Genomic DNA, 25,123 nt, shown 5'->3' with positions numbered 1-25,123 from the left:
GAGCGTCAGGCCGCTTCGATGGCCGACATGTCGTCGGGATCGCGCAGCACATAGCCGCGGCCCCAGACGGTTTCGATGTAGTTCTCGCCGCCGCAGGCGTGGGCCAGTTTCTTGCGCAGCTTGCAGATGAACACGTCGATGATCTTGAGTTCGGGCTCGTCCATCCCGCCATAGAGATGGTTGAGGAACATTTCCTTGGTCAGCGTGGTGCCCTTGCGCAGCGAGAGCAGTTCCAGCATCGCGTATTCCTTGCCGGTCAGGTGCACGCGCGCGGCGTCCACTTCCACCGTCTTGGCATCGAGATTGACCGAAAGCTTGCCGGTGCGGATGACCGACTGCGAATGGCCCTTGGACCGGCGCACCACGGCGTGGATGCGGGCGATCAGCTCTTCGCGGTGGAAAGGCTTGGTCACATAGTCGTCGGCGCCGAAGCCGAACGAGCGGACCTTGGAGTCCATTTCCGAAATGCCCGAAAGGATCAGCACCGGCGTCTGCACTTTGGCGACGCGCAATTTCTTGAGCACGTCGTACCCGTGCATGTCGGGCAGGTTCAGGTCGAGCAGGATGATATCGTAGTCATACAGCTTGCCGAGATCGAGGCCTTCCTCCCCCAGGTCGGTGGAGTAGACATTGAACCCTTCGGCCGTCAGCATCAATTCGATGGCCTTGGCCGTTGCCGGCTCGTCCTCGATCAGCAGCACGCGCATGGATCAGCCCCTTCTTGCCATTCCCCTGGCACCAGCCTCTGCGAATTGAGGCGCGTGCCCGTCATTAACCATAGGACCAATGAACATGAAAGGTTAATTTAACGTAAGCACAGGTCCCGTGTCGGTCGGCATTAACCAGCAGGCATGGCGGGCAACGCCGAATTATTCGCTCTTGCGCAAACGGCGTACCTTAATGCCCCCCAAGGCCATCGGCGATACTGTCTGCTTTGCCCAATCGTAAGTCCACAGGGTTAACGATTTTTTCCAATACCCATCGGGAAAAACGCCCATTCCGGAGTAGATCGGCGCTAAAATCGCTCAATCCGTCACGATTCCCAGGCGCGCCGCGGCATCGCGCAGCTTTTGCGCGTTGGCCGGCTGCCCGCGGAACGCGGCCAGGCCCTTGTCCAGCGCCTTGACCGCATCGTCACGCCGCCCCTGCTGCACGCGGCTGCGAATCAACAGGATCCAGCCATCGACATTGGCCGGATTGCGCGCCAGCCGGGCTTCCAGGCCATCGACCATGCCGCGCGCCATGGCATCGCGCGCACCGCTGCCGGCGGGCGTGCCCGACACGATCTTGAGTTCGGCATTGGCGGGCCCGGGCAGTGCACCCTTCTTGTGGTCCTTCGCGCCGTCCTTTGCCCCGCCCTTGGTCTTGTCGGGCTTGGGCAGGCGCGCCTGGGCATCGGCAATCGCCAGGCGCTTTTCCACTTCGATATGGTGGCGCTTGCCCACCGAGCGGATCACGCTGCGGATATCGCTGGCATAGGGCGCATCGGGCGGCGTCTCGCTCAACTGGGCAAACCAGGCGCGCAGCGCGCGGCGGTGCTGCCCGGCCAGGTCGAGCGAGAGCGCCTTGAAATAACGCGCGCGGGCATTCTTGGGATCGCGCGCCAAGGCGTGGTCGAAAGCCAGGCGCGCGGCGCGCGGCATCTTGCCTTCGCGGCGCGAGGCCATGACCAGCGCCTCGCCCAGGAACGAAAAGGTTTCGGCATGATCGGCATCGAGCCAGGTGGCCCGGCGCAGCGCGCGCGCCGCATCCTTGTAACGTTCGTTCTGGAAATAGGCCCAACCCAGCATGCGCCAGCCCTGCACGTCTTCTGGATCGTCCTTCAGCCGCTGTTCCATCCGCACGATAGTATCGTCCACCACCGGCGATGGTTCGGGGCTGGGGGTGGGATCGGGCGTGGCATCCGCTGCGCTGGCGGCCGGCGTGCCGGTCGGCGCCGTGCTGGCATCGGGCACGGGCACGGGCATGCCGCTATCCAGCACCACCGGCACCACTTCGGGGCGCGGTGGCCCGGCCTCGGCCGCCACCAGTTCGGCCGGGCGCTCCAGGCGATAGATGCCGATGCCGCCGCCCACGATCGCCGCCACCGTCAGAACCCCGATCGCCACGCCACGCCACACCGGCGGTTGCGGCCCGCCGGCAGGAGGAGTCTCGTCGGTCTGGTTCATCGTGTCGTCCCTCATGCCGGGGTTCCCCGGCCCTTTCCGCGCCGCCGCATTATCTTGGGCAGGCCCCCCCGGTCAACGCAAGCCGGTCAACGAACCCCGGCCAGGGCTTTTTGGCGGCGCCGCTGCACCGAACTGCCCAGGCCGATCGCCTCGCGATACTTGGCCACGGTGCGCCGCGCCAGATCGAACCCGCGCGCCTTGAGCAGATCGACCAGGGCATCGTCGGACAGAATCGCCTTGGGGTCCTCGCCGTCGATCAGCTGGCGAATCGCGGCTTTCACCGCTTCGGCCGAAACCCCTTCGCCATCGGTCCCCGCCACGCCGGAGGTGAAGAAATACTTCAATTCGAACGTGCCGCGCCGGCAATGCAGGTACTTGTTCGACGTCACGCGGCTGATCGTGCTTTCGTGCATCTGCACCGCCTCGGCCACGGTGCGTAGTGTCAGCGGGCGCAAGTGCGAGACGCCGTGGCGGAAGAAGCCGTCCTGCTGCTTCACGATCTCGGCCGCCACTTTGAGGATGGTCTTCTGCCGCTGGTCCAGCGCTTTCACCAGCCAGTTGGCATCGGCCAGCTTTTCGCCCAGCCAGGCCCGCGCCGCCTTGCCCACGCAAGAGCGGCGCATTTCGACGTAATAGCTGCGATTGATCAGCACCCGTGGCAGCGTGGCGGGATTGAGGCTGATCGCCCAGCCGCCGTCGGGCGCCGGGCCAATGAGAATGTCGGGGCTGATCGCCTCGGCCGGGCCGCTGCCGAAACGCAGGCCCGGCTTGGGATCATAGCCGCGCAATTCGGCCAGCATGTCGGCAAAGTCTTCCTCGTCCACCCCGCACAGGCGGCGCAGGCGGGCCAGTTCGCCACGACCCAGCAGTTCCAGGTTGTCGAGCAGGCGGGCCATGATCGGATCATAGCGATCCGCCTCGCGCGCCTGCAGCGCCAGGCATTCGCCCAGGCTGCGCGCACCAACGCCGGTGGGATCGAGCGACTGGACCAGCGCCAGCGCCTGTTCGACCAGCGCCAGGGGCACGCCCAGCGCCTCGGCCACTTCGGGCAGGCTCATGCGCAGATAGCCGGTCTCGTCCAACTGGTCGATCAGCCAGCGCGCCACGAACAGCGCCCTGGCGTCCGACGTGGTCACCCCGATCTGGCCATGCAGATGCTCGGCCAGCGAGGCTGCCCCGCTCGCGCGCTCGTCGATATCCGGGCCTTCGCCACCGCCGCCGGTCTCGGCGCCGATGCTGCCTTCGCCCAGGCCCGGCGACGGGCTCGCAAGGCCGCCGTCACCGGTGTCGCGATCAAGATCGAGCGCAGCAGTGTCGATATCGAGCGGGCGATCTTCTGCCGCACGGCCTTCGCCCACCAGCTGGTCCACCGGGCTCGATTCCAGATGGGTGCGGCGCCCCTCTTCGGGCACGCCGTCCTCGCCGCCGGGCAGCGCCGGCGCTGTATCGCCGATTTCCAGCAGCGGGTTGGCATCCAGCGCTTCGCCAATGAACGTCTCAACCTCGAGATTCGACAGTGCCAGCAGCTTGATCGCTTGCTGCAACTGCGGCGTCATCACCAGCGATTGCGACTGGCGGATATCGAGGCGAGGACCAAGGGCCATGGCCGGCCGTGTTAGGCGCGTATGGTAAAGGGAATGCGAAAGGCGCCACGCCTCACAGCGTAAAGCCCTCGCCCAGATAGAGCCTGCGCACGTTGGGATCGGCCACCAGCGCTTCGGGGCTGCCGGCAAACAGCACCTGCCCGCCATAGATGATGCAGGCGCGATCGACGATATCGAGCGTTTCTCGCACGTTGTGGTCGGTGATCAGCACGCCGATGCCGCGCTTCTTCAAGTCCTTCACCAGATCGCGGATATCACTGATCGAGAGCGGGTCGATCCCGGCAAAGGGTTCGTCGAGCAGGATGATCGAAGGCCGTGCGGCCAGCGCGCGGGCGATTTCACAGCGCCGCCGCTCACCGCCCGAAAGCGCCATGGCCGGGCTCGTGCGCAGCCGGGTCAGGCTGAATTCGTCGAGCAAGCGGTCCAGTTCGGCCACGCGGGTGGCCTTGTCCGGCTCCACCAGTTCCAGCACGGTGGCGATGTTCTGTTCCACCGTCATGCCGCGAAAGATCGAGGTTTCCTGCGGCAGATAGCCCAGCCCCAGCACCGAGCGGCGGTACATCGGCAGCTTGGTGATATCCACGCCATCAAGCAGGATGCGGCCCGAATCCGGCCGCACCAGCCCCATGATCGAATAAAAGCAGGTGGTCTTGCCCGCGCCGTTGGGGCCGAGCAGGCCCAGCACTTCGCCCTTGCCCACCGACAGCGAAATGTCGGTTAGGACCGCCCGCTTGTCATAGGACTTGGCGATGGACACCACCTCTAGCCCGCCCTGCGGAATGGGCACGGCGGCGGAACCAGGCGCCGATGCAGGCGCGAGCGCAGAGGAAGAGCCAGTCATGCCCCACCCATAGCCGGGTCCGGCGCCGGGGCAAAGCCCAAGCCGTTGTCCTTGGCAAGGTTCGTGCATGGGATGGGCCATCCGGCACATCGGCGCCCGCGCCTATCCGGGCCTTTCCTTATGGCCAATCCCTATCGCTTCGGCCCTTTTCCCCAGGTGGGACAGCGCGGCGTGCAGGGCCCTTGCGCCGGGGCGAGGGCCATGGTGTTATGCAACCCACACCATTGGCGCATGAGAGGGGCCATCATGGGCACAACCGGGTCTTTCATCCCCGCGCGCACATCGGAAAGCGAGCGCGCCATCAGGATCGAAGCGGCGCACAAGCGCATCAGCAACGCCGTGGCCTATGGGCTGATGGTCTATACCGCTTTGCAGATCTTCCTGACGATGCGGGCGCTGGAAGAGGCCGACAACACGCTGCTGCCGATGCTGGCGCTGGTGGCATTGGTCGGCGCGATCATCCCGCTTTACCGCCGCATGGAAAAGAAATGGGACGCAACGGCCCTGCGTCTGGTCGATGATCCGGCCGCCCTGGCCCAGGCGCTGACGCGTGCCCGGTTGACCATCTGGGCCGTTTCGATCGGCCTGCCGCTGCTGGTTACCGTGGTGATCGAAGGGCTCTTGGCCCTGATAGCAGGTTGATGGGCGGCTGATTGCCGCCGCCTCCCCCAACGGCTAGGAGCAGCGCAGCCCGGCCATAGGCGGCCGGCCAAGCTGGAGTACGCCGATGTTGACCCCCGCCCAGGCCCAGGAGCGTTGCCAGGCCTTGATCGACCGTGCCGCCCGCGCCGGGGCGCAGGCAGGCGATGCGGTGTACCTTGCCAGCGGGTCGGAAAGCGTGAGCGTGCGCCTGGGGGCGCTGGAAGACGTGGAGCGCTCCGAATCCGAACATATCGGCCTGCGCGTGTTCGTCGATGGCGCCTCGGCCTCGATCGGTTCAACCGACCTTGGCGATGCCGCGCTCGATGAACTGGCCGCGCGCGCCGTGGCCATGGCCCGCGCCGCACCGGCCGATCGCTTTGCCGGCCTCGCCGACGAGACCCTGCTGGCACGCAGCCCCTTCCCCGATCTGGAACTGGACGATCCGGCCGAACCGGCGCCGGCCGATCTGCGGCGCCTGGCGCAGGAAGCCGAAGACGCCGCCCGCGCCGTACCCGGCGTGACCAACAGCGAGGGCGGCAGCGCCAGCAGCGGGCGCGGCGTGGTGGCGCTCGCCACCAGCCACGGCTTTGCCGGTGCCTATGCCGCCAGCAGCCATTCGGTCTCGGCCAGCGTGATCGCGGGTGAAGGCGGCGCCTTGCAGCGTGACTATGCCTGGGCCAGCACGCGCTTTGTCGAAGACTTGCGTGCCGCCGCCGACATCGGTCGCGAAGCGGGCGAGCGCGCCGTGGCGCGGCTCAATCCCGGCCGCGTGAAAAGCGGCGCGGTGCCGGTGGTGTTCGATCCGCGCGTGGGCGGTTCGCTGGTCGGCCATCTGCTCGGCGCCATCTCGGGTTCGGCGATTGCCCGCCGTGCCAGCTTCCTCCTGGGCAAGGATGGCGCGCAGATCTTCGATACGGGCGTGACGATCACCGACGATCCGCTGCGCCGGCGCGGCTTGCGCTCTCGCCCGTTCGATGGCGAAGGCCTGCCCACCGCCCCGCGCAAGCTGGTCGATGCCGGCCGCCTCACCGGCTGGCTGATGGACAGCGCCGCCGCCCGCCAGCTGGGCGCCGCGCCCACCGGCCACGCCTCGCGCGGGGGATCGGGCGCGCCGCATGTGACGGCGGGCAACCTGGTGATCGAACCAGGCAAAGTGACGCGCGCGCAGTTGATCGCCGATATCGCCGATGGCGTCTATGTCACCGAACTGATCGGCCACGGCGTCAACGGCGTGACCGGCGATTACAGCCGGGGCGCGGCCGGGTTCCGCATCGTCAACGGCGAAATCGCCGGCCCGATCGCGGAATTCACCGTCGCCGGCAACCTGCTCGACATGTTCGCCGCGCTGGTTCCGGCCGACGACCTCAAGATCGAACGCGGCATCGACGTGCCCACGCTGCGCATCGACGGCATGAGCGTGGCGGGGGACTGAAGGCGCGCTACCCGCGCGCCCCATCGCGCGCCATGCCCAGCGCCATGCGCTCCAGCACGTCGCCCATCGCCTGCGCCAGCTCGGCATCGGCCGGCGCCACATCGGCAATCGCGCGACGCATCGCTTGCGCCCATTGACCGGCCGTTTCCTGGTCGATCGGAAAGGGGCTGTGCAGCGACATCATGCACTTGCCTGGATTGGCCTGCCACCAATCGCGCGGGCCGCCGCACCAGCCGGCCAGGAAGCTGGGCAGCGCGGCGCGCATCGGCGCCAGGTCGGCCGCGTGCATCGCGCGCAAGGCGGCATAGGCCGGATCGCTTTCCATCAGGTCATAGAACCGGTCGGTGATGCGGCGCAGGGCGGCGTGGCCACCGATGCGTTCGAACGGGGTAGCAAGCGTGGCTTCGGCAGAGGCTGCCATGATGGGCCTTTCGCGCAAGGGATGGGATGCTCGTCCCTATCGCCGCGCGCGGGCAGCCGCGTTGACCGGTATCAATCCGCCACCAGGCCGCGCAAGGTATCCAGGCGGTCCGCCTCGTGCGCGGGCTTGTCGGCACGGATACGATGGATGCGCGGGAAACGCATGGCCAGGCCAGACTTGTGCCGTTTGCTGGCATGGACCGAATCGAACGCCACTTCCAGCACCAGGCTGCGATCCACCTCGCGCACCGGGCCAAAGCGGTTGACGGTGTGCTGCCGCACGAAGCGATCCAACCATTTGAGTTCCTCGTCGGTGAACCCGAAATAGGCCTTGCCCACCGGCAGCAGGTCTGCCCCGGCATCGGGATCGCCGTCCCAGCAACCAAAGGTGAAATCGGAATAGAACGACGATCGCTTGCCACTGCCCCGCTGCGCATACATCAGCACGCAGTCGATCAGCAGCGGATCGCGCTTCCACTTGTACCACAGACCGGTGCGACGCCCCGCCACATAGGGCGCATCGCGGCGCTTGAGCATCACCCCCTCGATCGCGTCGTCGCGCGCGCGGGCGCGAATTTCGCCAAGCTCATCGAGGGTTTCCGCCGCGATCACCGGCGAAATGTCGAACCGCGCGGGGTCCAGCCGAGGCACCAGGTCTTCCAGCGCCGCGCGCCGCGCTTCCCAGCCCAGCGGGCGCAAGTCTTCGCCTTCCAGCAGCAACACGTCGTAAAGCCGCACGAACGCGGGATATTCGGCCAGCATCGCCTTGCTCACGCTCTTGCGCCCGAGCCTTTGCTGCAACGCGTTGAAACTGGCCGCCCCGCCCGCTTCGCCGCCTTGATGGCTGCCACGCACCAGCAATTCGCCGTCGAGCACCGCTGGCACGCGCAACGCATCGGTCATTTCGGGAAAACTGGCGGAGATATCGTCGCCCCCGCGCGAATAGAGCCGAGACTGCCCGCCGTCCTGGCCGGGCACATGAACCAGTTGCACGCGAATGCCGTCCCATTTCCATTCGGCGGCAAAGGCGCTCAGGTCCACAACCGTCTCTTCCAGCGGCTGGGCCAGCATGAACGGGCGGAACAGCGGCAAGCTTTGCGCGTCGGGCGGCGGCGCGCCATCGGCGGCCCAGGCAAACAGGTCGGCATAGGGCGGCGCCTGGCCGTGCCACAACTCCTCTACCGCCTCCACATCCACGCCAAAGGCTTGGGCAAACGCCACTTTGGCCAGCCGCGCGGACAGGCCGATGCGCATCGCCCCGGTCGCCAGCTTGAGCAGGGCATAGCGCCCATTGGCATCGAGCCGGTCGAGCAGCCCGGCCAGCCGCTCCGCCGCCGTGGCGCGGGTCGCGCCGGCCAACGTTTCCACCACCTCGGTCACGCTGGGCGGGGGTGGCTGGGGCGCATGCGGTTCTGGCCAAAGCAGGCTGGCCGTTTCCGCCGTATCGCCCACATAATCGCGCGACAGGCGCCACAGCACTTCGTCCACCCGCGCGTCGAGCAGGCCGCGCACGGTGCTGGCCTTCACCGCCGGAAAATCCAGCCCATCGGTCAATGCTGCCAGCGCCCAGCCGCGATCGGGATCGGGCGTGGTGCGCAGGTAGTCGGCCAGCAATGCCAGCTTGCCATTGCGCGATCGGGTATAGACCAGGCCATCGACGAGGGCGGCAAAGCGTTCCATGTCAGGCCCTCCCCCGCTTGGAAGTTAAGCCGAATTCATTGGCCGCACCGTCGCGCGCGGTGGTATGGCCAGGGCTCACAGCCAGGAAACGCATATGACCCAGCGTCTTGCCACCATTGCCCTGCTTTCGCTGCCCGCCGCCCTGATGGCCGCGGCGCCCGCCCATGCGGCCGAACCCACCGTGCCGGCGAGCCAGTCCACGCCCGCCACCGCACCCACCGCTGGCGCCCGCTTCACGCTCGATACGCCGATTGCCACCCTGGTGGCCGATGCGCAGGCCAAGGCGGTGATCGACAAGGATCTGCCCGGCCTGGCCAGCCATCCGCAGTTCGAGAGCTTCAAGAGCATGAGCCTCAAGGACCTGTCGGGCTTTGCCCCCGACAAGCTCACGCCCGAAGTGCTGGGCAAGGTGCAGACGGACCTCGCCGCCCTGCATTGAGGCGCGGAGCGGATCCATCATCTGCGCCGCTCAATCATCTTCATCCTCATACCCCACCAGCGCCAGGGCACGTGCCGGGCGCTGGTGGAGCGCACACCAGCGCAGCAGGGCTTCTTCCCGCCCGTGGGTGATCCAGGTTTCAGCCGGGTTCACCTGGGTGATCGTCGCGGTCAGTTCATCCCAATCGGCGTGGTCGGAAATCACCAGCGGCAATTCCACGTTGCGCTGCCGTGCGCGCTGCCGCACCCGCATCCAGCCCGATGCCATCGCGGTGATCGGATCGGGCAGGCGCCGGCTCCAGCGGTCGTTGAGCGCCGATGGCGGGCAGACCACGATGTGCCCCATCACGTCGGCCTTGGCCACGCCGGCGACCGGGCGCAGGTCACCCAGGTCGATGCCCCATTCGCGATAGAGGCCGCACATCCGCTCCATCGCCCCGTGCAGAAAGATCGGCGCATCGTGCCCCGCACGGCGCAGTTCGGCAATCAGGCGCTGCGCCTTGCCCAGGGCATAGGCGCCCACCAGCACGCAACGCTGCGGATGGGCTGCCAGGGCTTCACGCAGGCGGGCGATTTCCTCATCGATCGGCGGATGGCGAAACACCGGCAGGCCAAACGTCGCCTCGGTGATGAACACGTCGCAGGGCACCACTTCGAACGGCGCGCAAGTGGGATCGGGCCGGCGCTTGTAATCGCCTGTCACCACCACGCGTTGGCCATCGCGCTCCAGCAGGATCTGGGCTGAACCCAGCACGTGCCCGGCGGGCACGAACGTGGCCCGGATACCGCCATCCAGGTCCATGCTGCCGCCATAGTCCACCACGCGCCCACCTTCGGGCATCACGCCATAGCGCAAGCCCATGATCGCCAGCGTGGCCGCCGTGGCCACGGTCTGCCCGTGCCCGCCGCGCGCATGGTCGGCATGCCCGTGCGTGACCAACGCCCGGGCCACGGCATGCGCCGGATCGATCCAGGCATCAGCCGGGGGCAGATAGATGCCCTGCGGCTCGGGGCGAATCCAGGCAAGGTCAAGGGCCATGTGCGGTGACAATGGACCGCAGGCCCCTTGGGTTCCAGATGGGCGTTGGGCCCGATGGGCGCAAAAAACCTCCCCATCATCGATGGGGAGGGGAACCGCCGCGAAGCGGTGGTGGAGGGGCAGCAGCAGCGCAAGGCGTCGCCACTCCGTCAGGTCTGCGGCCTGCCACCTCCCCGCGCGCGGGGAGGATCGAGGGTCAAGCCCCCTGCGGCTGCAACCCGCCGTTGCTGCCACCGCCGACGAAACGGCGCCCGGCGCGCGGCACCGTGGCACCGGGTGCGGCGATCGGCCGCGCCGGGCCGGAGAAGCTTTCGGGCCGTTCCAGCTGGCCGCCGTCCATCAGCGTCTTGATCTCGTCACCGGTCAGCGTTTCATATTCCAGCAGGGCCTGGGCCAACAGGTGCAGCTTGTCTTCGTTGGCACGCAGGATTTCCACGGCGCGGGCATAGCCCTGGTCCACCAGCGCGCGGATTTCGCTGTCGATCAGCTTGTTGGTGTCTTCCGAGGCCATGAGCCGGGCCGAACCGCCCATGCCCAGATAGCCTTCCTGCTGGTCTTCATACTGCAGCGGCCCCAGCTTTTCCGACATGCCCCACTTGGTCACCATCGAACGCGCCAGGCCCGTGGCATACTGGATGTCGCCCGAGGCGCCCGACGAGACCTTGTCGTGCCCGAAGATGATTTCCTCGGCCACGCGCCCGCCCATCGAAACCGAGAGGTTCGCGTGCATCTTGTCGCGGTGATAGGAATAGCTGTCGCGTTCGGGCAAGCGCATGACCATGCCCAGCGCGCGGCCGCGCGGGATGATCGTGGCCTTGTGGATCGGATCGGAAGCCGGCTCGAACACCGAGACGATCGCATGGCCCGCCTCGTGATAGGCGGTCATCTTCTTTTCGTCTTCGGTCATGACCATGGAGCGGCGTTCCGCGCCCATCATCACCTTGTCCTTGGCGTCTTCGAATTCCTGCATGGCCACCAGGCGCTTGTTGCGGCGCGCGGCGAGCAGGGCAGCTTCGTTGACGAGGTTGGCCAGGTCCGCGCCCGAAAAGCCGGGGGTGCCGCGCGCGATCACGCGCGGGTTCACGTCGGGCGCCAACGGCACTTTCTTCATGTGCACGCCCAGGATCTTTTCGCGGCCCTCGATATCGGGCACCGGCACCACCACTTGGCGGTCGAAGCGGCCGGGACGCAGCAGTGCGGGATCGAGCACGTCGGGCCGGTTGGTGGCGGCAATGATGATGATGCCTTCGTTGGCCTCGAACCCATCCATTTCCACCAGCAGCTGGTTCAGCGTCTGCTCGCGCTCGTCATTGGAATTGCCCAGGCCATGGCCACGATGGCGGCCCACGGCGTCGATTTCGTCGATGAAGACGATGCACGGCGCGTTCTTCTTGGCCTGCTCGAACATGTCGCGCACGCGGCTCGCGCCCACGCCCACGAACATTTCGACGAAGTCCGAACCCGAAATGGTGAAGAACGGCACGCCCGCTTCGCCGGCAATCGCGCGGGCCAGCAGGGTCTTGCCGGTACCGGGCGAGCCGACCAGCAGCGCACCCTTGGGAATCTGGCCACCCAGCTTGGAAAAGCGGCTGGGATCGCGCAGGAATTCAACGATTTCCTGCAGTTCCTCGCGCGCTTCGTCGATGCCGGCGACGTCGTCAAACGTCACGCGGCCCGAACGCTCGGTCAGGAGCTTGGCCTTGGACTTGCCAAAGCCCATGGCGCCCGAACCGCCACCCTTCTGCACCTGGCGCAGGGCGAAGAACGCCACGCCCAGGATCAGCAGGAACGGCAGCGACTGCGCCAGCACCCACACGAGCATGTTGGGCTCTTCTTGCGCCTTGCCGGTGTAGGGCACGTTGTTGTCCTGCAACAGCTTGGGCAGCAGTTCCTTGTCCCCATCCACGGGCGTGGTGGTAAAGGTCTGGTCGTTCTTCAGCGTGCCGGAAATCTTGTCGGCGCCGATCTGCACGTCGCGCACCTGGCCTTCGGCCACGCGGGCGCGGAAATCGGAATAGCCGATCTGCGTTCCCGAAGCATCGCTGCGTGCCCCGAACATCGAGACCACGAGCAGCAGGGCGAGGAAGATACCCCCCCACACCAGAAGGCTCTTCATCCAGGGATTTCCCTGCGGCTGGTCATCGTTCATCGGTCACGCAATCCTTTCACTGGGGAAGGTAGGTGCGATCCGCTGAATGGCAAGTTGCCGAATCGCGCGTGACCCGCCCAAGGCTGCAATAACGGCACGAAAGCGGTGTTTTTCACCCTGCCCGATGGGGTGCGGCGCGCGAAAAATGCCAGATCGCCCCCCGGCCTTCGCCGCGCAGCCCGGCCAGCGTGGCCACCTGCCCTTGCGCCAGGGCGCCATGCCAGCGTGCCAGCTCTGCCCCGCGCGGAGCATTTGCTCCGGCATCGAGCGCCGCCAGCACCTGCTCCAGCAGGCGCAGGGCCAGGGCCTGGGGCAGATCGGCCGGCACCGCCAGCATGCCCCCTCGCCCGTCATCCGCGCTCTGCCAGCCTTGCGCGAAAAGCTGCCGCGCCGCCCAGTCCAGCGCGGCATCGGCTTCGCCCAGATGCTGCGCGCTGGCGGCCCAGCCGGCCGGGTCGAGCCAATCGGCACCGGCCAGCCCGGCGCGCACGCGCACCCGTTCAAAGCGGCCGTCGCGGTTGGACGGATCATCGGCCGCCACCACCCCGGCGCGTGCCACCACCGCGGCAAGGTCTGCCCGGCGCCAGCCCAGCAAGGGCCGCCATAGCGGCAGGCCCCGGCTTCCCGGCACGATGGCCTGTGTGCGCATGCCGGCCAGGCCCCGCACCCCCGCCCCGCGGTTGAGGCGCATGGCCAGGGTTTCGGCCTGGTCGTCCAGGTGGTGCGCCGTGGCGAGGCCTGCCAGGCCCTGCGCGCCCGCCCAACCGGCCAGCGCGGCATAGCGCGCGGTGCGGGCACGGGCCTGGATGGCGCGGCCGCCACCCAGGTCGATCTTCAGCGTGGCATGGGGCACCCTCAATCGCGCGCAGAGCGCGGCCACCTCCTGCGCCTCGGCCGCAGCTGCGGCCCGCAGGCCATGGTCCACCGTGGCCACGGCAATGCGTTCGGGGCAGTGTGCTGCGGCGAGCAGCAGCAGCGCGCAGCTGTCTGGCCCGCCCGAAACCGCCAGCCCTACGCACGCCGCATCATCCAGCCCCAGCGCGGCCCAATCGCGGGTGAAGCGGATCAGGTCTTCGGGCGCAGGCTCAATCGCACTTCACCCCTTTGATCGCGGTGTCGTACTGGCTTTTCAGGCGGCCGGCGATCTGGTCGGGATAGGCATCACGCAGTTCGGCAAAGGCGCCGCAGGCGCGCTTGGTGTCGTTGATGCGGGTCATCGCCACGCCCAGGTAGAGCAGGCTGTCGGGCGCGCGATCGCCCTTCTTGTCGCCCAGGTAGTTCTGCAGGAACCACTGCGCCGCCGTGCCCGGCTTGCCATCTTCCAGATAGGCCCGGCCCAGCAGGTTGCGCGCCAGGCTGATCTGCTTGGCCTTGGGATAAGTGGTGACGAACTTGGTCAGCTGCACCTGCGCTTCGGGATAGAACTTGGCGTCATAGAGGCGAAAGCCATACGTGTATTCGTCGGCCTGCTTGTCGCCGGTCGACGGCTTCTCGATCGCCGCGACGGCCGCGACGCGATCGGGCGAAGGCTTGGCCGGGGTCGGCGCCGGGGTGGGTGCAACGGTCGGCGTAACGGTCGGCGCCCTGGTCGAAGCGTCACCCGGGGGCACCGGGCGCGTGGCGGGTGCGGCGCTCGCCCCGGTCGGTCCGCCAGGGAAGCCGGAATTGGCGGTGGGCGCGGGTGCCCCCGCCGGCGGCGCTGCGGCGGTTTCCAGTGCCGCAACGCGGCTGTCCAGCTTGCTCAGGTGGTTCTGGTTTTCCTCGCTCGCGGCGGTCACCTGGCGCAGCTGCGCTTCCACCGCATCCAGGCGCGAGAGCACGTCGGTCAGCGGCGTGGTCGCCACGCTGGGCGGCGGCGGCGTGGCCGAAGGCGGAGTGGCCGTGATTTCCGGGCCGAACGTGCGGCCGGCGCCATCGGGAAAGACCTTGCGCTGCAAGGCGCGGATTTCCGCTTCCAGCCGGCGCAGGCGCGCCTCGGTGGTTTCACCCGGATTGCCCACGGACTGGGCATGGGCGGCCTGCGGCAGCACCGGCATGCCGGCCAGGGCCAGGCCCATGGCGGCAAACAGCGCGGCCCCGGGCACCAGCCCCTGGCGCGCCGGGCGCAATGTGGGGCTGGCCGTGCGGAACTTGGTCTTCATGGTAACTCCCGTCTCGATCATCTGCCGCCCCCGACAGCATCCGCCCCCCGGCGCATGCTTTACCAATGCTGCGTGAATGTGCTGGATGGGCAGGCACGCAGCCTGCCGCCCACGATGTTTTGCGAAGGGCCACAAGGTGCCGCACCGCGCGCGACAAGTCGAGCCTTGATGCGATTCCGGCCGATCGGTTGGTACCGATCAATTCGTTGCGGGCGCTGCCGTTTCGGGCGCGGCATTGGCCACGGCCGGCTGGGCGGCGGCGTCACCGCCAGCATCGGCGCTCACCGGGGCGGTCGTTGCCGTGCGCCGCCGCACCAGGCGATGTGCCGGGCCAGCGTCCGCACCGGCGGCAACGGCCTGGCCGTCCGGCGCTGGCGCGGCAGCTGCCGCGCGGTCGGCCCGGGCCCACAGCGCCGGTCCGCTGACCGCCACATCCTTGACGATGCCCTGCTTGTCGGCAATGCGCGGCACGGCCTGGCCGCCGATGGTGATCGTCAGGGCATCGGGACGCCCGGTCCACAGCTTGGGATCGGTGACGCCATCGGGCACGGTATAGGTTTCGCCCTTGGCCATCAGCTTCTGCACCAGTTGCTTGCCGCTGCCATCGTAGAACTTGACCCAGATGCGGTCTTCCTGCGCGGTGAACACCACCGGGCCGTTGGGCCGGGCGGCGGGCGCCGGGGCGCTGGGCTGCGCGGCCGGCTTGGCCGCCACTGGCTTGGGCTCTTCCGGGCCGACCAGCGCAGGCAATTCGGCCGAGGGCCAGTAATAGCTGCGCCAGAACACCAGCCCCAGCCCCAGCACCGCCACCACCAGCAGGCCCGCCAGCCAGCTGACCAGGCGCGAAGGCGTCTTGGCCGGATCGCCGGCTTCGAACTGGTGGATCACGCGGGTTTCGGGCGCGGGCGCGCGGGCGCTCAATTCGGTGCGCACGGCCTGGGCGATCGCAGCTTCGTCCAGCCCCACCGCCTTGGCATAGCTGCGAGCAAAACCCAGGGCATAAGGGCGGCCGGGCAGGCTGTCATAGTCGCCCGCTTCCAGCGCTTCGACATGGCGCGCCGTGATGCGCGTGCGCGCGGCAATATCCTTGAGCGAAAGCCCCTGCGCTTCGCGTGCGGCGCGCAAGGTGGCGCCCACGCGATCTGGCACGCCAGCCGGGGCGGCTGCGTCTGGCTGGGGGGAATGGAAATCTGACCCGATCGAGTCGGCCAAGGCGCGGCTCCCGTCTTTCTATGCTTGTTTTGCAACCCGGTGGCTTGATGAAAAGCCGCTAGAAGGGGATCGTTGCAATTGCGCGAAAGTCAACCGTTTTGCGGCGCGCAACCGGCGAAAACGGCCATGCGAACCCGGTTCAATCGCAATCGATGCCCTGTGCACAGGCCCACTGGGCCAGAACGCTGCGCATGTCGGCTTGCGGCGCGCGCAACCAGCCGTCCATCGCACTGCGAATCTCGCCCAGATCCACCTTGCGGATCAGTTCCTTGACCGGGCCCACCGCCGCCGGCGTGATCGACAGGCGGGTGATGCCCAGCCCCAGCAGCGCCAGCGCTTCCAGCCGCCGCCCGCCCATTTCCCCACACACGGTCAACGCCGTGCCGAACGGCGCCACATCGCGCACCACCCGCGCCAGGAAGCGCAGGATCGCTGGGCTGAGCCAGTCATAGCGTTCGGCCAGCTTGGGATGGGCGCGATCGGCGGCAAACAGGAATTGCGTCAGGTCATTCGTGCCGATCGACAGGAACGAAAGGCGCGGCGCCAGGATATCGAGGCATTCGGCCAGCGCCGGCACTTCCAGCATCGCGCCATAGCGGATCGCTTCGGGCAGCAGCTTCTTCTGCTTGCGCAGGAACGCCACCTGGCTTTCGAACACCGCCTTGGCCGCATCGAATTCCCACGGCTCGGTCACCATCGGGAACATCACGTTGAGCGTGCGTCCGGCGGCCGCCTCGATCAGTGCGCGCGCCTGCACTTTGAGCAGCCCATCGCGCTCCAGCGCCACGCGCAACGCGCGCCAGCCCATGGCCGGGTTTTCCTCGGTCTCGCCCTCGTTGTGGCGCAGATAGGGCAGGACCTTGTCCCCACCGATATCCACTGTGCGGAACACCACCGGGCGATCCCCCGCCGCTTCCAGCACATCGCGATAGAGCCTGGTCTGCCGCTCGCGCTGGGGCATGGTGGCCGAAACCAGGAACTGGAATTCTGTGCGGAACAGGCCGATGCCGTCAGCCCCGGTCAGCGGCAGCATCGGCATGTCGTCACGCAGGCCGGCGTTGATCATCACCGTGATGCGTTGCCCGTCGCGCGTGACCGGCTCCACATCGCGCATCGTGGCGTAATGGGCCTGGCGCTCGCGGTTCTTGGCAAAGCGCGCTTCGAACGCTTCGACCAGGCTGGGCGCCGGGCGCACATCGATCACGCCCTGGTCGCCATCCACCAGCAGGATATCGCCATCGCGCACTTTGCCGCGCAGCGCGCGCACGCGGCCCACCACCGGAATGCCCATGGCCCGTGCCACGATCACCACGTGCGCGGTCAGCGAGCCTTCTTCCAGGATCACGCCCTTCAGCCGGCGCCGGTCGTATTCCAGCAGTTCCGCCGGGCCCAAGTTGCGCGCGATCAGTATCGCGTCACCTTTCAGCCCCATGCTCGCGGCCGTGCCCAGCTGGCCCGAGACGATCCGCAGCAGGCGGTTCGACAGGTCTTCCAGGTCGTGCATGCGGTCGGCCAGCAAGGGATCGTCGATCTGGCGCATGCGCATGCGGGTGCGCTGCTGCACGCGCTCGATCGCGGCTTCTGCCGTCAGGCCGGAATCGATCGCCTCGTTGATGCGGCGGCTCCAGCCTTCGTCGTAGGCGAACATGCGATAGGTTTCGAGCACTTCCTCGTGCTCTCCGCCCACGCCGAATTCGGCCTGGCTGGCCATGCGGTCGATCTGCTCGCGCATCTTGTCGAACGCGCGATAGACCCGCTGGCGCTCCGCCTCGGTATCTTCGGCCACGACATGCTCGATCGTCACGCGCGGCTGGTGGAACACCGCCTGGCCCACCGCCAGGCCTTTCACCAGGGTCTGGCCCTTGAGGCGATCGGGCCCGGTCAGGTGGTCGGGCACGCCGGCCACGTCCTCGTCGTCGATCAGCTCGGCATTGGCGATCAGTTCGGCCAGGACCATGGCGACGGTCTGCAGCGCCTCGATCTCCACCTCTTCATAGCGGCGCGGATCGACATGTTGCACCGCCACCACGCCCACCGCGCGCTGGCGGCGCACGATCGGCACGCCGGCAAACGAGTGAAAGCGCTCTTCGCCCGTTTCGGGGCGGAATGCGAAGTCGGGATGAGACGCCGCCTCGGCCAGGTTCAGCGTCTCTATATTCTGGGCGATCGTGCCCACCAGCCCCTCGCCCACCGCCATGCGGGTGACGTGCACGGCAGCCTGTTCCAGCCCGCGCGTGGCGAACAGTTCCAGCATGCCTTCGCGCAGCAGATAGATCGAGCAGACTTCGCTGTTGAGGTTCTCGCCGATCACGTCGACGATGCGGTTCAGCTTGGCCTGCGCGCCGGAGCGCGAGGCCATGACCTCGTGCAGCGAGGTGAGGATCGCGCGGGCAGAGGCAACGGCAGTCAACATCTGCAAAGGCCTAGCGCAGCCCATCGGGTTTGCAAACGGGGCCTGCTGCCATTGCGGAAATATTCGTATGCAACTCTGCTGCGGCGGCGCCCGCTGCGCCGGCCACGTCCCGGCCCGGTCAAAGTATCATGCCTACGCAAAAGGCCGGCCCCGTGGTGGGAGCCGGCCTTCATCAATCCAGGTGCATATTCGCTTGGTTCTGGATGGTTCTGGCGCGGTGGGATCAGTGAAGCAGCGCCAGTTCTTCCTTGATGCGCAACTTGCGCCGCTTGAGCTGCATGAGCAGGGCCACATCGGGGGCTGGCCGAGCCATTTCCTCGGAAATCCGGCGTTCCAGGCCGGCGTGCTTTGTCTGCAAGGCGGTGATGTGCGTCGTTTCCATGCGTTGACCTCCTGAAGGGCGCGGGCCGGGATAGGCCGCCACCCGGTCAAAACCCGTGCGGGAGACATTCCCACGCGGTCGGCCCGATGTCTTCGGCTCCGATGCTTCTGTTCTGCGAGTCGTCAACAGTCGGTGCGTTGTCATGGTCCCACATTCGCCGTATCTTGCAAGGGGAAGCACGCCGGGTCGCACCGGCATCGCGTTCATGTGTAGGCGGCGGTGACGAAATGTGCACCATGCACGCCCAATGGGATTTTCACGCCCAAGGCCGGCAGTGGCAGGCCGACGGTTGGGAGGGATGTTGCAGCTTGGGCGTGGGTGCGCGTTGCAATTGGGTTCGGGAGTGGTGGGTGTGACCGAAGAGGAAATGCGCAAGCGACTGGAGGCCCTGCGCCTCGAGCATCGCGATCTTGACGTGGCGATCGATGCGCTCACGCTCAACGGCGCGGTAGACCAGTTGCAGGTGGCCCGGTTGAAAAAGCGCAAATTGCTGCTGCGCGATCAGATTTCCATGCTGGAAGACTATCTCATACCCGATATTATTGCGTGAAATCAAACGCTTGATTGGTCGCGTGCCGGGCGCGCACGGCGGCGGCAAAGCGTTCCGTATCGAGACAGCGGCAAAGCGGTTGGGCACCGGGCCGGCCGGGGCATTGAGTGCGCCGGGCGATCGGTCTTATGCGGCGGATAGACACATTGCGTTTTCTACGAACGCCTCTCTTCCAGATCGCCACCATGCCGCTTACCCCCAGTGCCAATCCGCGCATCGTCGAGGCGCTTTACGAGCAGGCCCTGGCCCTGGCCGATCGCGCGCGCGCGGAATTCCAACTGCTGCGCCTGCAACCCGCCAACGATGGCGGCAGCCATCCCGGCAGCGAAGACCTGATGCGGGTGCAGGCCAGTTGCGAAGCGCTGCGCACCACCACCCGGATCATGCATTGCCTGGCCTGGCTGCTCAACCATCGCGCCTGGTTCGCGGGCGAACTGACCGCGTTGCAACTGCGCCGCCATGGCCGCCTGATCGCGCATTTCCCCGCCAGCGACCCGGCCAGCGTGGCGCACCTGCCGGGCGCCGCCCAGGATGTGGTGCGCGAAAGCGAGCGGCTCTATCAACGCATCCACCGGCTTGAGCAGGCCTGGCAGGAACCGGCCGGGCTTGCAGCATCGCCCGAACCCCTGCCCCTGGCGCTGGCCCGCCTGCGCGAAAGGCTGGGCCTGGCCTTGGCCGAAGCGGGCTGACGGCTTGCGCCTGGGGGCATGCGTCCCCATAGCATGGCCATGGCCAGTTCTTCCCTTCCGGATCGTTCCACGTGGAACACGGGTGCGGCCCAGCAGCTGGAGCCGCTGGTGCGGCGCGTGCTGGCGCCAAACCCGTCGCCCTATACCTTTACCGGCACGCAGACCTACCTCGTCGGCGCCGGGCAGGACGTGGCGGTGATCGATCCGGGCCCCGATGGCACCGGGGTGGCCGGGCATGCCGATACCAACGGCGAAGGCCATGTCGCCGCGATCCTGGCGGCGGTGGGTACCGCCCGCGTTGCCGCGATCGTGTGCACCCACACCCACCGTGACCACAGCCCCGCGTCGCGCCCCCTGGCTGCACTGACCGGCGCACCGATCATCGGCTGTGCCCCGCTGGCACTCGAAGACAATGGCCCGCGCGCCGATGCCGCGTTCGACCCGGATTACGCCCCGGCCCGCATCCTGGCCGATGGCGAGGAACTGCACGGCGATGGCTGGACGCTGCAGGCGGTGGCCACGCCGGGCCACACCAGCAACCACTTGTGCCTGTCGCTCAAGCAAAGCGGCGCTCTGTTCACCGGCGATCACGTGATGGGCTGGTCCACCAGCGTGGTCTCGCCACCCGATGGCGACATGGCCGCCTACATGGCGTCGTTGCAGAAGCTCTACGACCGGCCGCAGGACCGCATCTATTATCCCGCCCATGGCGATCCGATTCCCAATCCCCACCAGTTCGTGCGCGGGATGCTGGGCCATCGCCGCCAGCGCGAGCGGCAGATCCTGCGCGTGCTGGAAAGCGGGACGCACGATATTCCGGCCATGGTGGCGCAGATGTACAAGGGGTTGGACCCGCGCCTGACCGGCGCGGCCGGCCGCTCTGTGCTGGCGCATCTGCTCGATCTGGAACGCCAGGGCCGGGTCGTTCGTTCGGGGGAACAATGGACGATACCAAGCTGACCTCGCCGCCCGCTGCGACACGCCCCGCTTCGCCTGCCCGGCGCAGCGCCCTGCCCTGGCTTTTGTTCGTGGCCGCGCTGGCCCTGGCCGGCCTGTTTGCATGGCTCTTGTGGAAACCGCAGGACATCGGCAGCCCGCTTGCCACCAGCCTCGTGGCATTCGAACGCCAAAACAGCCTGACTGTGTTCAGCGCCGAAATGGCCCCGGTGGTGTCCAGCGACGACAGCCGCCTTTTCGGTCTGGTGCAGTCCAAGCAAGTGGCGGTGATCCCTGCCCGCGTCGATTACACGGTCGATCTTTCGCAGATGAACACCGACCGCATGGCGTGGGACGCTGCCAGCCAGACGCTGTCGGTGCGCCTGCCGCCCTTGCGCCTGAGCCGCCCCAACCTGGATGAAGCCCGCGCGCAATATTTGCGCGAAGGCGTGTGGATCAGCCGCGCCGCGCAGGACAAGCTGACGCGTGACAACACCCGCCTGGCCGAACAGCTGGCCACCCAGCAAGCCGCCAATCCCGTGCTGATGGGCCTGGCGCGCAATGCCGCCAAGGACGCCGTGCGCCAGAACCTGGCAATTCCGCTGCAGGTGGCCGGCTATGGCAAAGTGACCGTCAACGTGACGATCGACGGTGACACCGGGCGCTGACACGGCCCGCTGAAAAGGCCCCTCCACCACCGCTGCGCGGCGGTCCCCCTCCCCGCCTCCGGCAGGGAGGATCACAATAAGATCCTCCCCATCCGCGATGGGGCGGTGGCAGGCCGCAGGCCTGACTGGGGGGCATTTCCCAATCCCCGCTTGGCATCGGGCCTTTGCGCCCCTAAGTCGCCCACCAAGGAAGCCGGGCATGCCGTGTTGGCCCGGCAGCAGGAGCGACCCATGACGGCCCAGCCCACCAACTTGTCCGGCCTTGATCTGCGCGCCGAAATCGACCGCCTGCGCATCGAGCGCAAGGCCGTGATCCTGGCGCACTATTACCAGCGCCCCGAAATCCAGGACCTGGCCGATTTCGTCGGCGATTCGCTGGAGCTTTCGCGCAAGGCCGCGGCCACCGATGCCGAAGTGATCGCCTTTTGCGGCGTGAAGTTCATGGCCGAAACCGCCAAGATCCTCAGCCCCGAAAAGATCGTGGTGCTGCCTGACCTCGACGCTGGGTGCAGCCTTGAGGATTCCTGCCCGCCCGACAAGTTTGCCGCGTTCCGTGCGCAGCATCCCGATCACATCGCGCTTACCTACATCAATTGCTCGACCGAGGTGAAAGCCCTGTCGGACGTGATCGTGACGTCGTCGAGCGCCGAGACGATCCTCGCCAAGATTCCGCCCGAACAGAAGATCATCTTCGGGCCCGACCGGCACCTCGGCGGCTATCTCAACCGCAAGTTCGGGCGCGACATGCTGCTGTGGCCGGGCGTGTGCATCGTGCACGAAGCCTTCAGCGAAACCGAGCTGCTCAAGCTCAAGGCACAGCACCCCGATGCGCCGATCGCCGCCCACCCCGAATGCCCTGCGCACATCGTCGATCATGCCGACTATGTCGGCTCCACCAGCGGCATTCTCAATTATGCCAAGGCGATGGAGGGTGACACCCTGATCGTGGCGACGGAGCCGCACATCATCCACCAGATGGAACTGGCGATGCCGGGCAAGACCTTCATCGGTGCGCCGGGTGCCGACGGCAACTGCAACTGCAATATCTGCCCCTACATGGCGCTCAACACGCTGGAAAAGCTCTATCTTGCCTTGCGTGACCTGAGCCCGCGGATCGAGATCGAGGAAGGCCTGCGGCTGGAGGCCAAGAAAAGCCTGGATGCCATGCTGGCTATGGCCAGCGCCACGGTGGGCCAGGGCGATCTGGGGCGCCCCTGATCTTTCTATAATTCACCTGTCCCAAAAGCCCGGGAGCCAATCGGCCACCCGGGCTTTTTCTTTGCGCGTTCCAAGCAAAATCTGGAAGCCCTGTCCGCCGTGCCCCCTTGCGCCCTGGCACAGTCATGGGCAAACTACGTTGCAAAGAACAACTCAATTTCCTTCCAGCAAGAGGCGTGCATGACCCAGTCTTCCAGCCAGCCCAATCACGAAGCGCTTTTTCAGCCGATCGCGCTGGGCGCCATTTCCGCGCCCAATCGCATTCTCATGGCGCCGCTCACCCGCGGCCGTGCGGGCCGCGATGCAGTGCCCACGCCGATCATGGCCACGTACTATCGCCAGCGCGCCAGCGCCGGCCTGCTCATTTCCGAAGCCACCGGGATCAGCCAGGAAGGGCTGGGCTGGCCCTACGCACCTGGCCTGTGGACCGATGCCCAGGTGGAAGGCTGGAAGCCGGTGACCGACGCCGTGCACGAGGCCGGCGGCCGCATCGTCGCGCAGCTCTGGCACATGGGCCGCGTCGTCCATCCCGATTTCAACGATGGCCAGCCGCCGGTTTCGGCCTCCGCCACGCGCGTGCCCGGCCACGTCCACACCTTCGAAGGCCGCAAGGACGCGGTGGAAGCACGCCCGCTGCGCCTCGACGAGATTCCGCGCCTGCTCGATGACTATGCCCGTGCCGCCGAAAACGCGAAGAAAGCCGGTTTCGACGGTGTGCAGCTGCATGGCGCCAATGGCTACCTGATCGACCAGTTCCTGCGCGATTCGTCCAATTTCCGCACCGACGAATATGGCGGCAGCCCCGAAAACCGCGTGCGCCTGCTGCGCGAAGTGATGGAGCGGCTGATCGCGGTGTGGGGCGCCGATCGCGTCGCCGTGCGCCTTTCGCCCAACGGCGATTCGCAAGGGGTGGATGACAGCAACCCGGCCGCCGTGTTCACCCTCGCGGCGCAGGAACTGGAAAAGCTCAAGCCCGCGTTCATCGAACTGCGCCAGCCTGGCCCCGATGGCACCTTCGGCGCCACCGACGTGCCGCAGCAGGACGGCCTGTTCCGCCAGCACTTCACCGGCCCGCTGGTGCTAAACAGCGATTACACGCCCGAAAGCGCCGCCGCCGATGTCGCATCCGGCCGGGCCGACGCGATCAGCTTTGGCCGCCCGTTCATTTCCAACCCCGACCTGGTCGAACGCATCGCCAAGGACGCCCCCCTGGCACCCAACAAGAACGTGCCCGAATCGTGGTACTTCCCGGTGCCCGAAGGCTATGCGGACTATCCCACCCTGGCCGAAGAAACCGTCTGACAAACTCCCGCCCCTCCGTCAGCCCTGCGGGCTGCCACCTCCCCGCCAAGCGGGGAGGATCTTCCCGATCCTCCCCATGCAAATGGGGAGGGGACCGCTGCGAAGCGGTGGTGGAGGGGAAAATCCCGCCTTGGCTTACTGCGCTGCCGGGGCGGCGACAGGCGCAGCCGGCGTGTCCGCAGCCGGTGCCGTCGCGTCCTCGCTCGCGGCGGCTTCCGGCGTGGCGGCGCTGGCCTTGGCCTTGGGCGGCGGCTGCAAGGGCGGCGTGCCGGTGGCACCATCCAGGTCGATCATCGCGTCGCTGACGCTGCCCGGCAGCACTTCGCCGCCAGCCGCCTTGGCCGCGCCCTTCTCCGGCTCGGCGCCTTTCTGGCAGGCGCCCAATGCAAGCAGCAGGGCAAGAGCAGGCACGATCTTCATGGCCCCGATCTTCATGACTTCGTCTCCACCACGGGCGGGCAGGCCAGGTCGAGCTTGGCCAGGAACGTCGGCAGCCGCGCCAGCAGCGCCTCGTCCCACTGCGCGCTGCTCACTTCGCGGCCCAGGTCTTTCAGGCTGGTGACGCCGAATTCCTCGATCCCGCACGGCACGATGCCGCCAAAGTGCGAAAGATCGGGCGACAGATTCACCGAAAACCCATGCATCGTCACCCAGCGGCGGATGCGCACGCCGATCGCGCCGATCTTGGCTTCGCGCCCATCGGCCCCGGCGCACCAGATGCCGATGCGCCCTTCCGCGCGCCAGGCGGTGACGCCGAAATCGCCCAGGGTATCGATCACCCAGCCTTCCACGGCATGGACGAACCCGCGCACGTCGCGCGCGCGCTTGCGCAAGTCGAGCAGGACATAGCCGATGCGCTGGCCCGGCCCATGATAGGTATAGCGCCCGCCGCGCCCGGCCTCGACCACTTCGAAACGCGGATCGAGCAGTTCGGCGCGATCCGCGCTGGTGCCGGCGGTATAGACCGGGGGGTGTTCGAGCAGCCACAGCATGTCGCCCGCCGTGCCATCGGCAATCGCGGCATTGCGCGCGGCCATGGCCTCGAGCGCGGGCCGATAGGGCACCGGGGCGGCTTCACGAACGATCTCGATCGGATCGGGCACGATATCGGGCATAGGCATGATGCGCTCCGACTTGGCCCCGACAGGCGCCTAAAGCAAGGGGGCACAAGGCTGTAAGACACGTGCGCAGGCGCGCAG

At 67.3% G+C, this 25,123-nt stretch carries 24 protein-coding genes; 9 read left to right on the top strand and 15 right to left on the bottom strand.

What is annotated here, in order from left to right:
* Window positions 1-5 precede the first annotated feature (5 nt).
* The 4 genes from ctrA to lptB all read right to left on the bottom strand — a co-directional run bounded on the left by ctrA (window position 6) and on the right by lptB (window position 4,613).
* Window positions 6-707 (bottom strand): response regulator transcription factor CtrA, encoded by a 702-nt coding sequence (gene ctrA / locus FHT19_RS14905; RefSeq protein ID WP_110764144.1) that lies wholly within the window; start codon window positions 705-707, stop codon window positions 6-8.
* A gap of 318 nt (window positions 708-1,025) precedes the next feature.
* Entirely contained in the window at window positions 1,026-2,183 is a 1,158-nt protein-coding gene (locus FHT19_RS14900; protein ID WP_169475732.1) for a tetratricopeptide repeat protein, read from the bottom strand.
* 71 nt (window positions 2,184-2,254) lie between these two features.
* A complete protein-coding gene (gene rpoN / locus FHT19_RS14895) occupies window positions 2,255-3,772 on the bottom strand; it encodes an RNA polymerase factor sigma-54 (protein WP_169475731.1) in 1,518 nt (505 codons plus the stop codon).
* 52 nt (window positions 3,773-3,824) lie between these two features.
* Entirely contained in the window at window positions 3,825-4,613 is a 789-nt protein-coding gene (lptB, locus tag FHT19_RS14890) for an LPS export ABC transporter ATP-binding protein (protein ID WP_168555692.1), read from the bottom strand.
* Between the two features lie 246 nt (window positions 4,614-4,859).
* On the opposite strand from lptB, the gene FHT19_RS14885 reads away from it, so the two are divergent.
* Window positions 4,860-5,255 (top strand): hypothetical protein, encoded by a 396-nt coding sequence (locus tag FHT19_RS14885; protein ID WP_168555693.1) that lies wholly within the window; start codon window positions 4,860-4,862, stop codon window positions 5,253-5,255.
* A gap of 85 nt (window positions 5,256-5,340) precedes the next feature.
* Entirely contained in the window at window positions 5,341-6,687 is a 1,347-nt protein-coding gene (locus FHT19_RS14880; RefSeq protein WP_169475730.1) for a TldD/PmbA family protein, read from the top strand.
* 7 nt (window positions 6,688-6,694) lie between these two features.
* Here the strand turns inward: FHT19_RS14880 and FHT19_RS14875 are convergent, their stop codons facing one another.
* Both FHT19_RS14875 and FHT19_RS14870 read right to left on the bottom strand, forming a co-directional pair.
* Window positions 6,695-7,108: a group II truncated hemoglobin gene (locus tag FHT19_RS14875; RefSeq protein ID WP_168555695.1), complete on the bottom strand. Its 414-nt coding sequence runs from the start codon at window positions 7,106-7,108 to the stop codon at window positions 6,695-6,697.
* 71 nt (window positions 7,109-7,179) lie between these two features.
* Complete coding sequence (locus tag FHT19_RS14870) at window positions 7,180-8,787, bottom strand: cisplatin damage response ATP-dependent DNA ligase (RefSeq protein WP_169475729.1); 1,608 nt, start codon at window positions 8,785-8,787, stop codon at window positions 7,180-7,182.
* A 94-nt stretch (window positions 8,788-8,881) separates the two neighbouring features.
* On the opposite strand from FHT19_RS14870, the gene FHT19_RS14865 reads away from it, so the two are divergent.
* Complete coding sequence (locus tag FHT19_RS14865; RefSeq protein ID WP_169475728.1) at window positions 8,882-9,226, top strand: hypothetical protein; 345 nt, start codon at window positions 8,882-8,884, stop codon at window positions 9,224-9,226.
* 30 nt (window positions 9,227-9,256) lie between these two features.
* Here the strand turns inward: FHT19_RS14865 and FHT19_RS14860 are convergent, their stop codons facing one another.
* The 7 genes from FHT19_RS14860 to FHT19_RS14830 all read right to left on the bottom strand — a co-directional run bounded on the left by FHT19_RS14860 (window position 9,257) and on the right by FHT19_RS14830 (window position 18,561).
* Window positions 9,257-10,264 (bottom strand): ligase-associated DNA damage response exonuclease, encoded by a 1,008-nt coding sequence (locus FHT19_RS14860; protein WP_169475727.1) that lies wholly within the window; start codon window positions 10,262-10,264, stop codon window positions 9,257-9,259.
* A gap of 196 nt (window positions 10,265-10,460) precedes the next feature.
* Complete coding sequence (gene ftsH, locus FHT19_RS14855) at window positions 10,461-12,413, bottom strand: ATP-dependent zinc metalloprotease FtsH (RefSeq protein WP_168555699.1); 1,953 nt, start codon at window positions 12,411-12,413, stop codon at window positions 10,461-10,463.
* A 112-nt stretch (window positions 12,414-12,525) separates the two neighbouring features.
* Window positions 12,526-13,479 (bottom strand): tRNA lysidine(34) synthetase TilS, encoded by a 954-nt coding sequence (gene tilS, locus FHT19_RS14850; protein ID WP_248290496.1) that lies wholly within the window; start codon window positions 13,477-13,479, stop codon window positions 12,526-12,528.
* Between the two features lie 19 nt (window positions 13,480-13,498).
* Window positions 13,499-14,554: a tetratricopeptide repeat protein gene (locus FHT19_RS14845; RefSeq protein WP_169475726.1), complete on the bottom strand. Its 1,056-nt coding sequence runs from the start codon at window positions 14,552-14,554 to the stop codon at window positions 13,499-13,501.
* 198 nt (window positions 14,555-14,752) lie between these two features.
* On the bottom strand, window positions 14,753-15,766 hold the full coding sequence (locus tag FHT19_RS14840; protein ID WP_169475725.1) for a helix-turn-helix domain-containing protein: 1,014 nt from the start codon (window positions 15,764-15,766) through the stop codon (window positions 14,753-14,755).
* Between the two features lie 139 nt (window positions 15,767-15,905).
* Complete coding sequence (ptsP, locus tag FHT19_RS14835) at window positions 15,906-18,179, bottom strand: phosphoenolpyruvate--protein phosphotransferase (RefSeq protein WP_179505865.1); 2,274 nt, start codon at window positions 18,177-18,179, stop codon at window positions 15,906-15,908.
* Between the two features lie 223 nt (window positions 18,180-18,402).
* Window positions 18,403-18,561, bottom strand: coding sequence for a DUF465 domain-containing protein (locus tag FHT19_RS14830; RefSeq protein ID WP_168555703.1), 159 nt, complete (start codon window positions 18,559-18,561; stop codon window positions 18,403-18,405).
* 352 nt (window positions 18,562-18,913) lie between these two features.
* Between FHT19_RS14830 and FHT19_RS14825 the strand changes: the two genes are divergently transcribed.
* The 6 genes from FHT19_RS14825 (at window position 18,914) to FHT19_RS14800 (ending at window position 23,924) form a co-directional block, all read left to right on the top strand.
* Window positions 18,914-19,111: a DUF465 domain-containing protein gene (locus tag FHT19_RS14825; RefSeq protein WP_168556075.1), complete on the top strand. Its 198-nt coding sequence runs from the start codon at window positions 18,914-18,916 to the stop codon at window positions 19,109-19,111.
* Between the two features lie 185 nt (window positions 19,112-19,296).
* Window positions 19,297-19,800: a DUF1465 family protein gene (locus tag FHT19_RS14820; RefSeq protein ID WP_211184933.1), complete on the top strand. Its 504-nt coding sequence runs from the start codon at window positions 19,297-19,299 to the stop codon at window positions 19,798-19,800.
* Between the two features lie 39 nt (window positions 19,801-19,839).
* Window positions 19,840-20,760 (top strand): MBL fold metallo-hydrolase, encoded by a 921-nt coding sequence (locus tag FHT19_RS14815; protein WP_211184932.1) that lies wholly within the window; start codon window positions 19,840-19,842, stop codon window positions 20,758-20,760.
* Window positions 20,742-21,404 (top strand): DUF4230 domain-containing protein, encoded by a 663-nt coding sequence (locus FHT19_RS14810; protein ID WP_168555705.1) that lies wholly within the window; start codon window positions 20,742-20,744, stop codon window positions 21,402-21,404. Before FHT19_RS14815 ends, FHT19_RS14810 begins: the two co-directional genes overlap by 19 nt.
* 231 nt (window positions 21,405-21,635) lie before the next feature.
* Window positions 21,636-22,622 carry a quinolinate synthase NadA gene (gene nadA / locus FHT19_RS14805; protein WP_169475722.1) on the top strand — a complete coding sequence of 329 codons (987 nt, stop codon included), beginning with the start codon at window positions 21,636-21,638 and terminating at the stop codon, window positions 22,620-22,622.
* Window positions 22,623-22,802: 180 nt separating this feature from the next.
* Window positions 22,803-23,924, top strand: a complete 1,122-nt coding sequence (locus FHT19_RS14800) for an alkene reductase (RefSeq protein ID WP_169475721.1) — start codon at window positions 22,803-22,805, stop codon at window positions 23,922-23,924.
* Between the two features lie 135 nt (window positions 23,925-24,059).
* On the opposite strand, the gene FHT19_RS14795 is transcribed toward FHT19_RS14800, so the two are convergent.
* Together FHT19_RS14795 and lipB are read right to left on the bottom strand one after the other, a co-directional pair.
* A complete protein-coding gene (locus tag FHT19_RS14795; RefSeq protein ID WP_169475720.1) occupies window positions 24,060-24,359 on the bottom strand; it encodes a hypothetical protein in 300 nt (99 codons plus the stop codon).
* Window positions 24,356-25,045 (bottom strand): lipoyl(octanoyl) transferase LipB, encoded by a 690-nt coding sequence (gene lipB, locus FHT19_RS14790; RefSeq protein ID WP_169475719.1) that lies wholly within the window; start codon window positions 25,043-25,045, stop codon window positions 24,356-24,358. Before lipB ends, FHT19_RS14795 begins: the two co-directional genes overlap by 4 nt.
* Window positions 25,046-25,123 lie beyond the last annotated feature (78 nt).

Source organism: Novosphingobium sp. SG919, assembly GCF_012932495.1.
In the GTDB taxonomy this organism is placed as follows: domain Bacteria; phylum Pseudomonadota; class Alphaproteobacteria; order Sphingomonadales; family Sphingomonadaceae; genus Novosphingobium; species Novosphingobium rhizosphaerae.
Note: the sequence above shows the minus strand (reverse complement) of the source record. Positions and strands in the feature narration are given on the sequence as shown.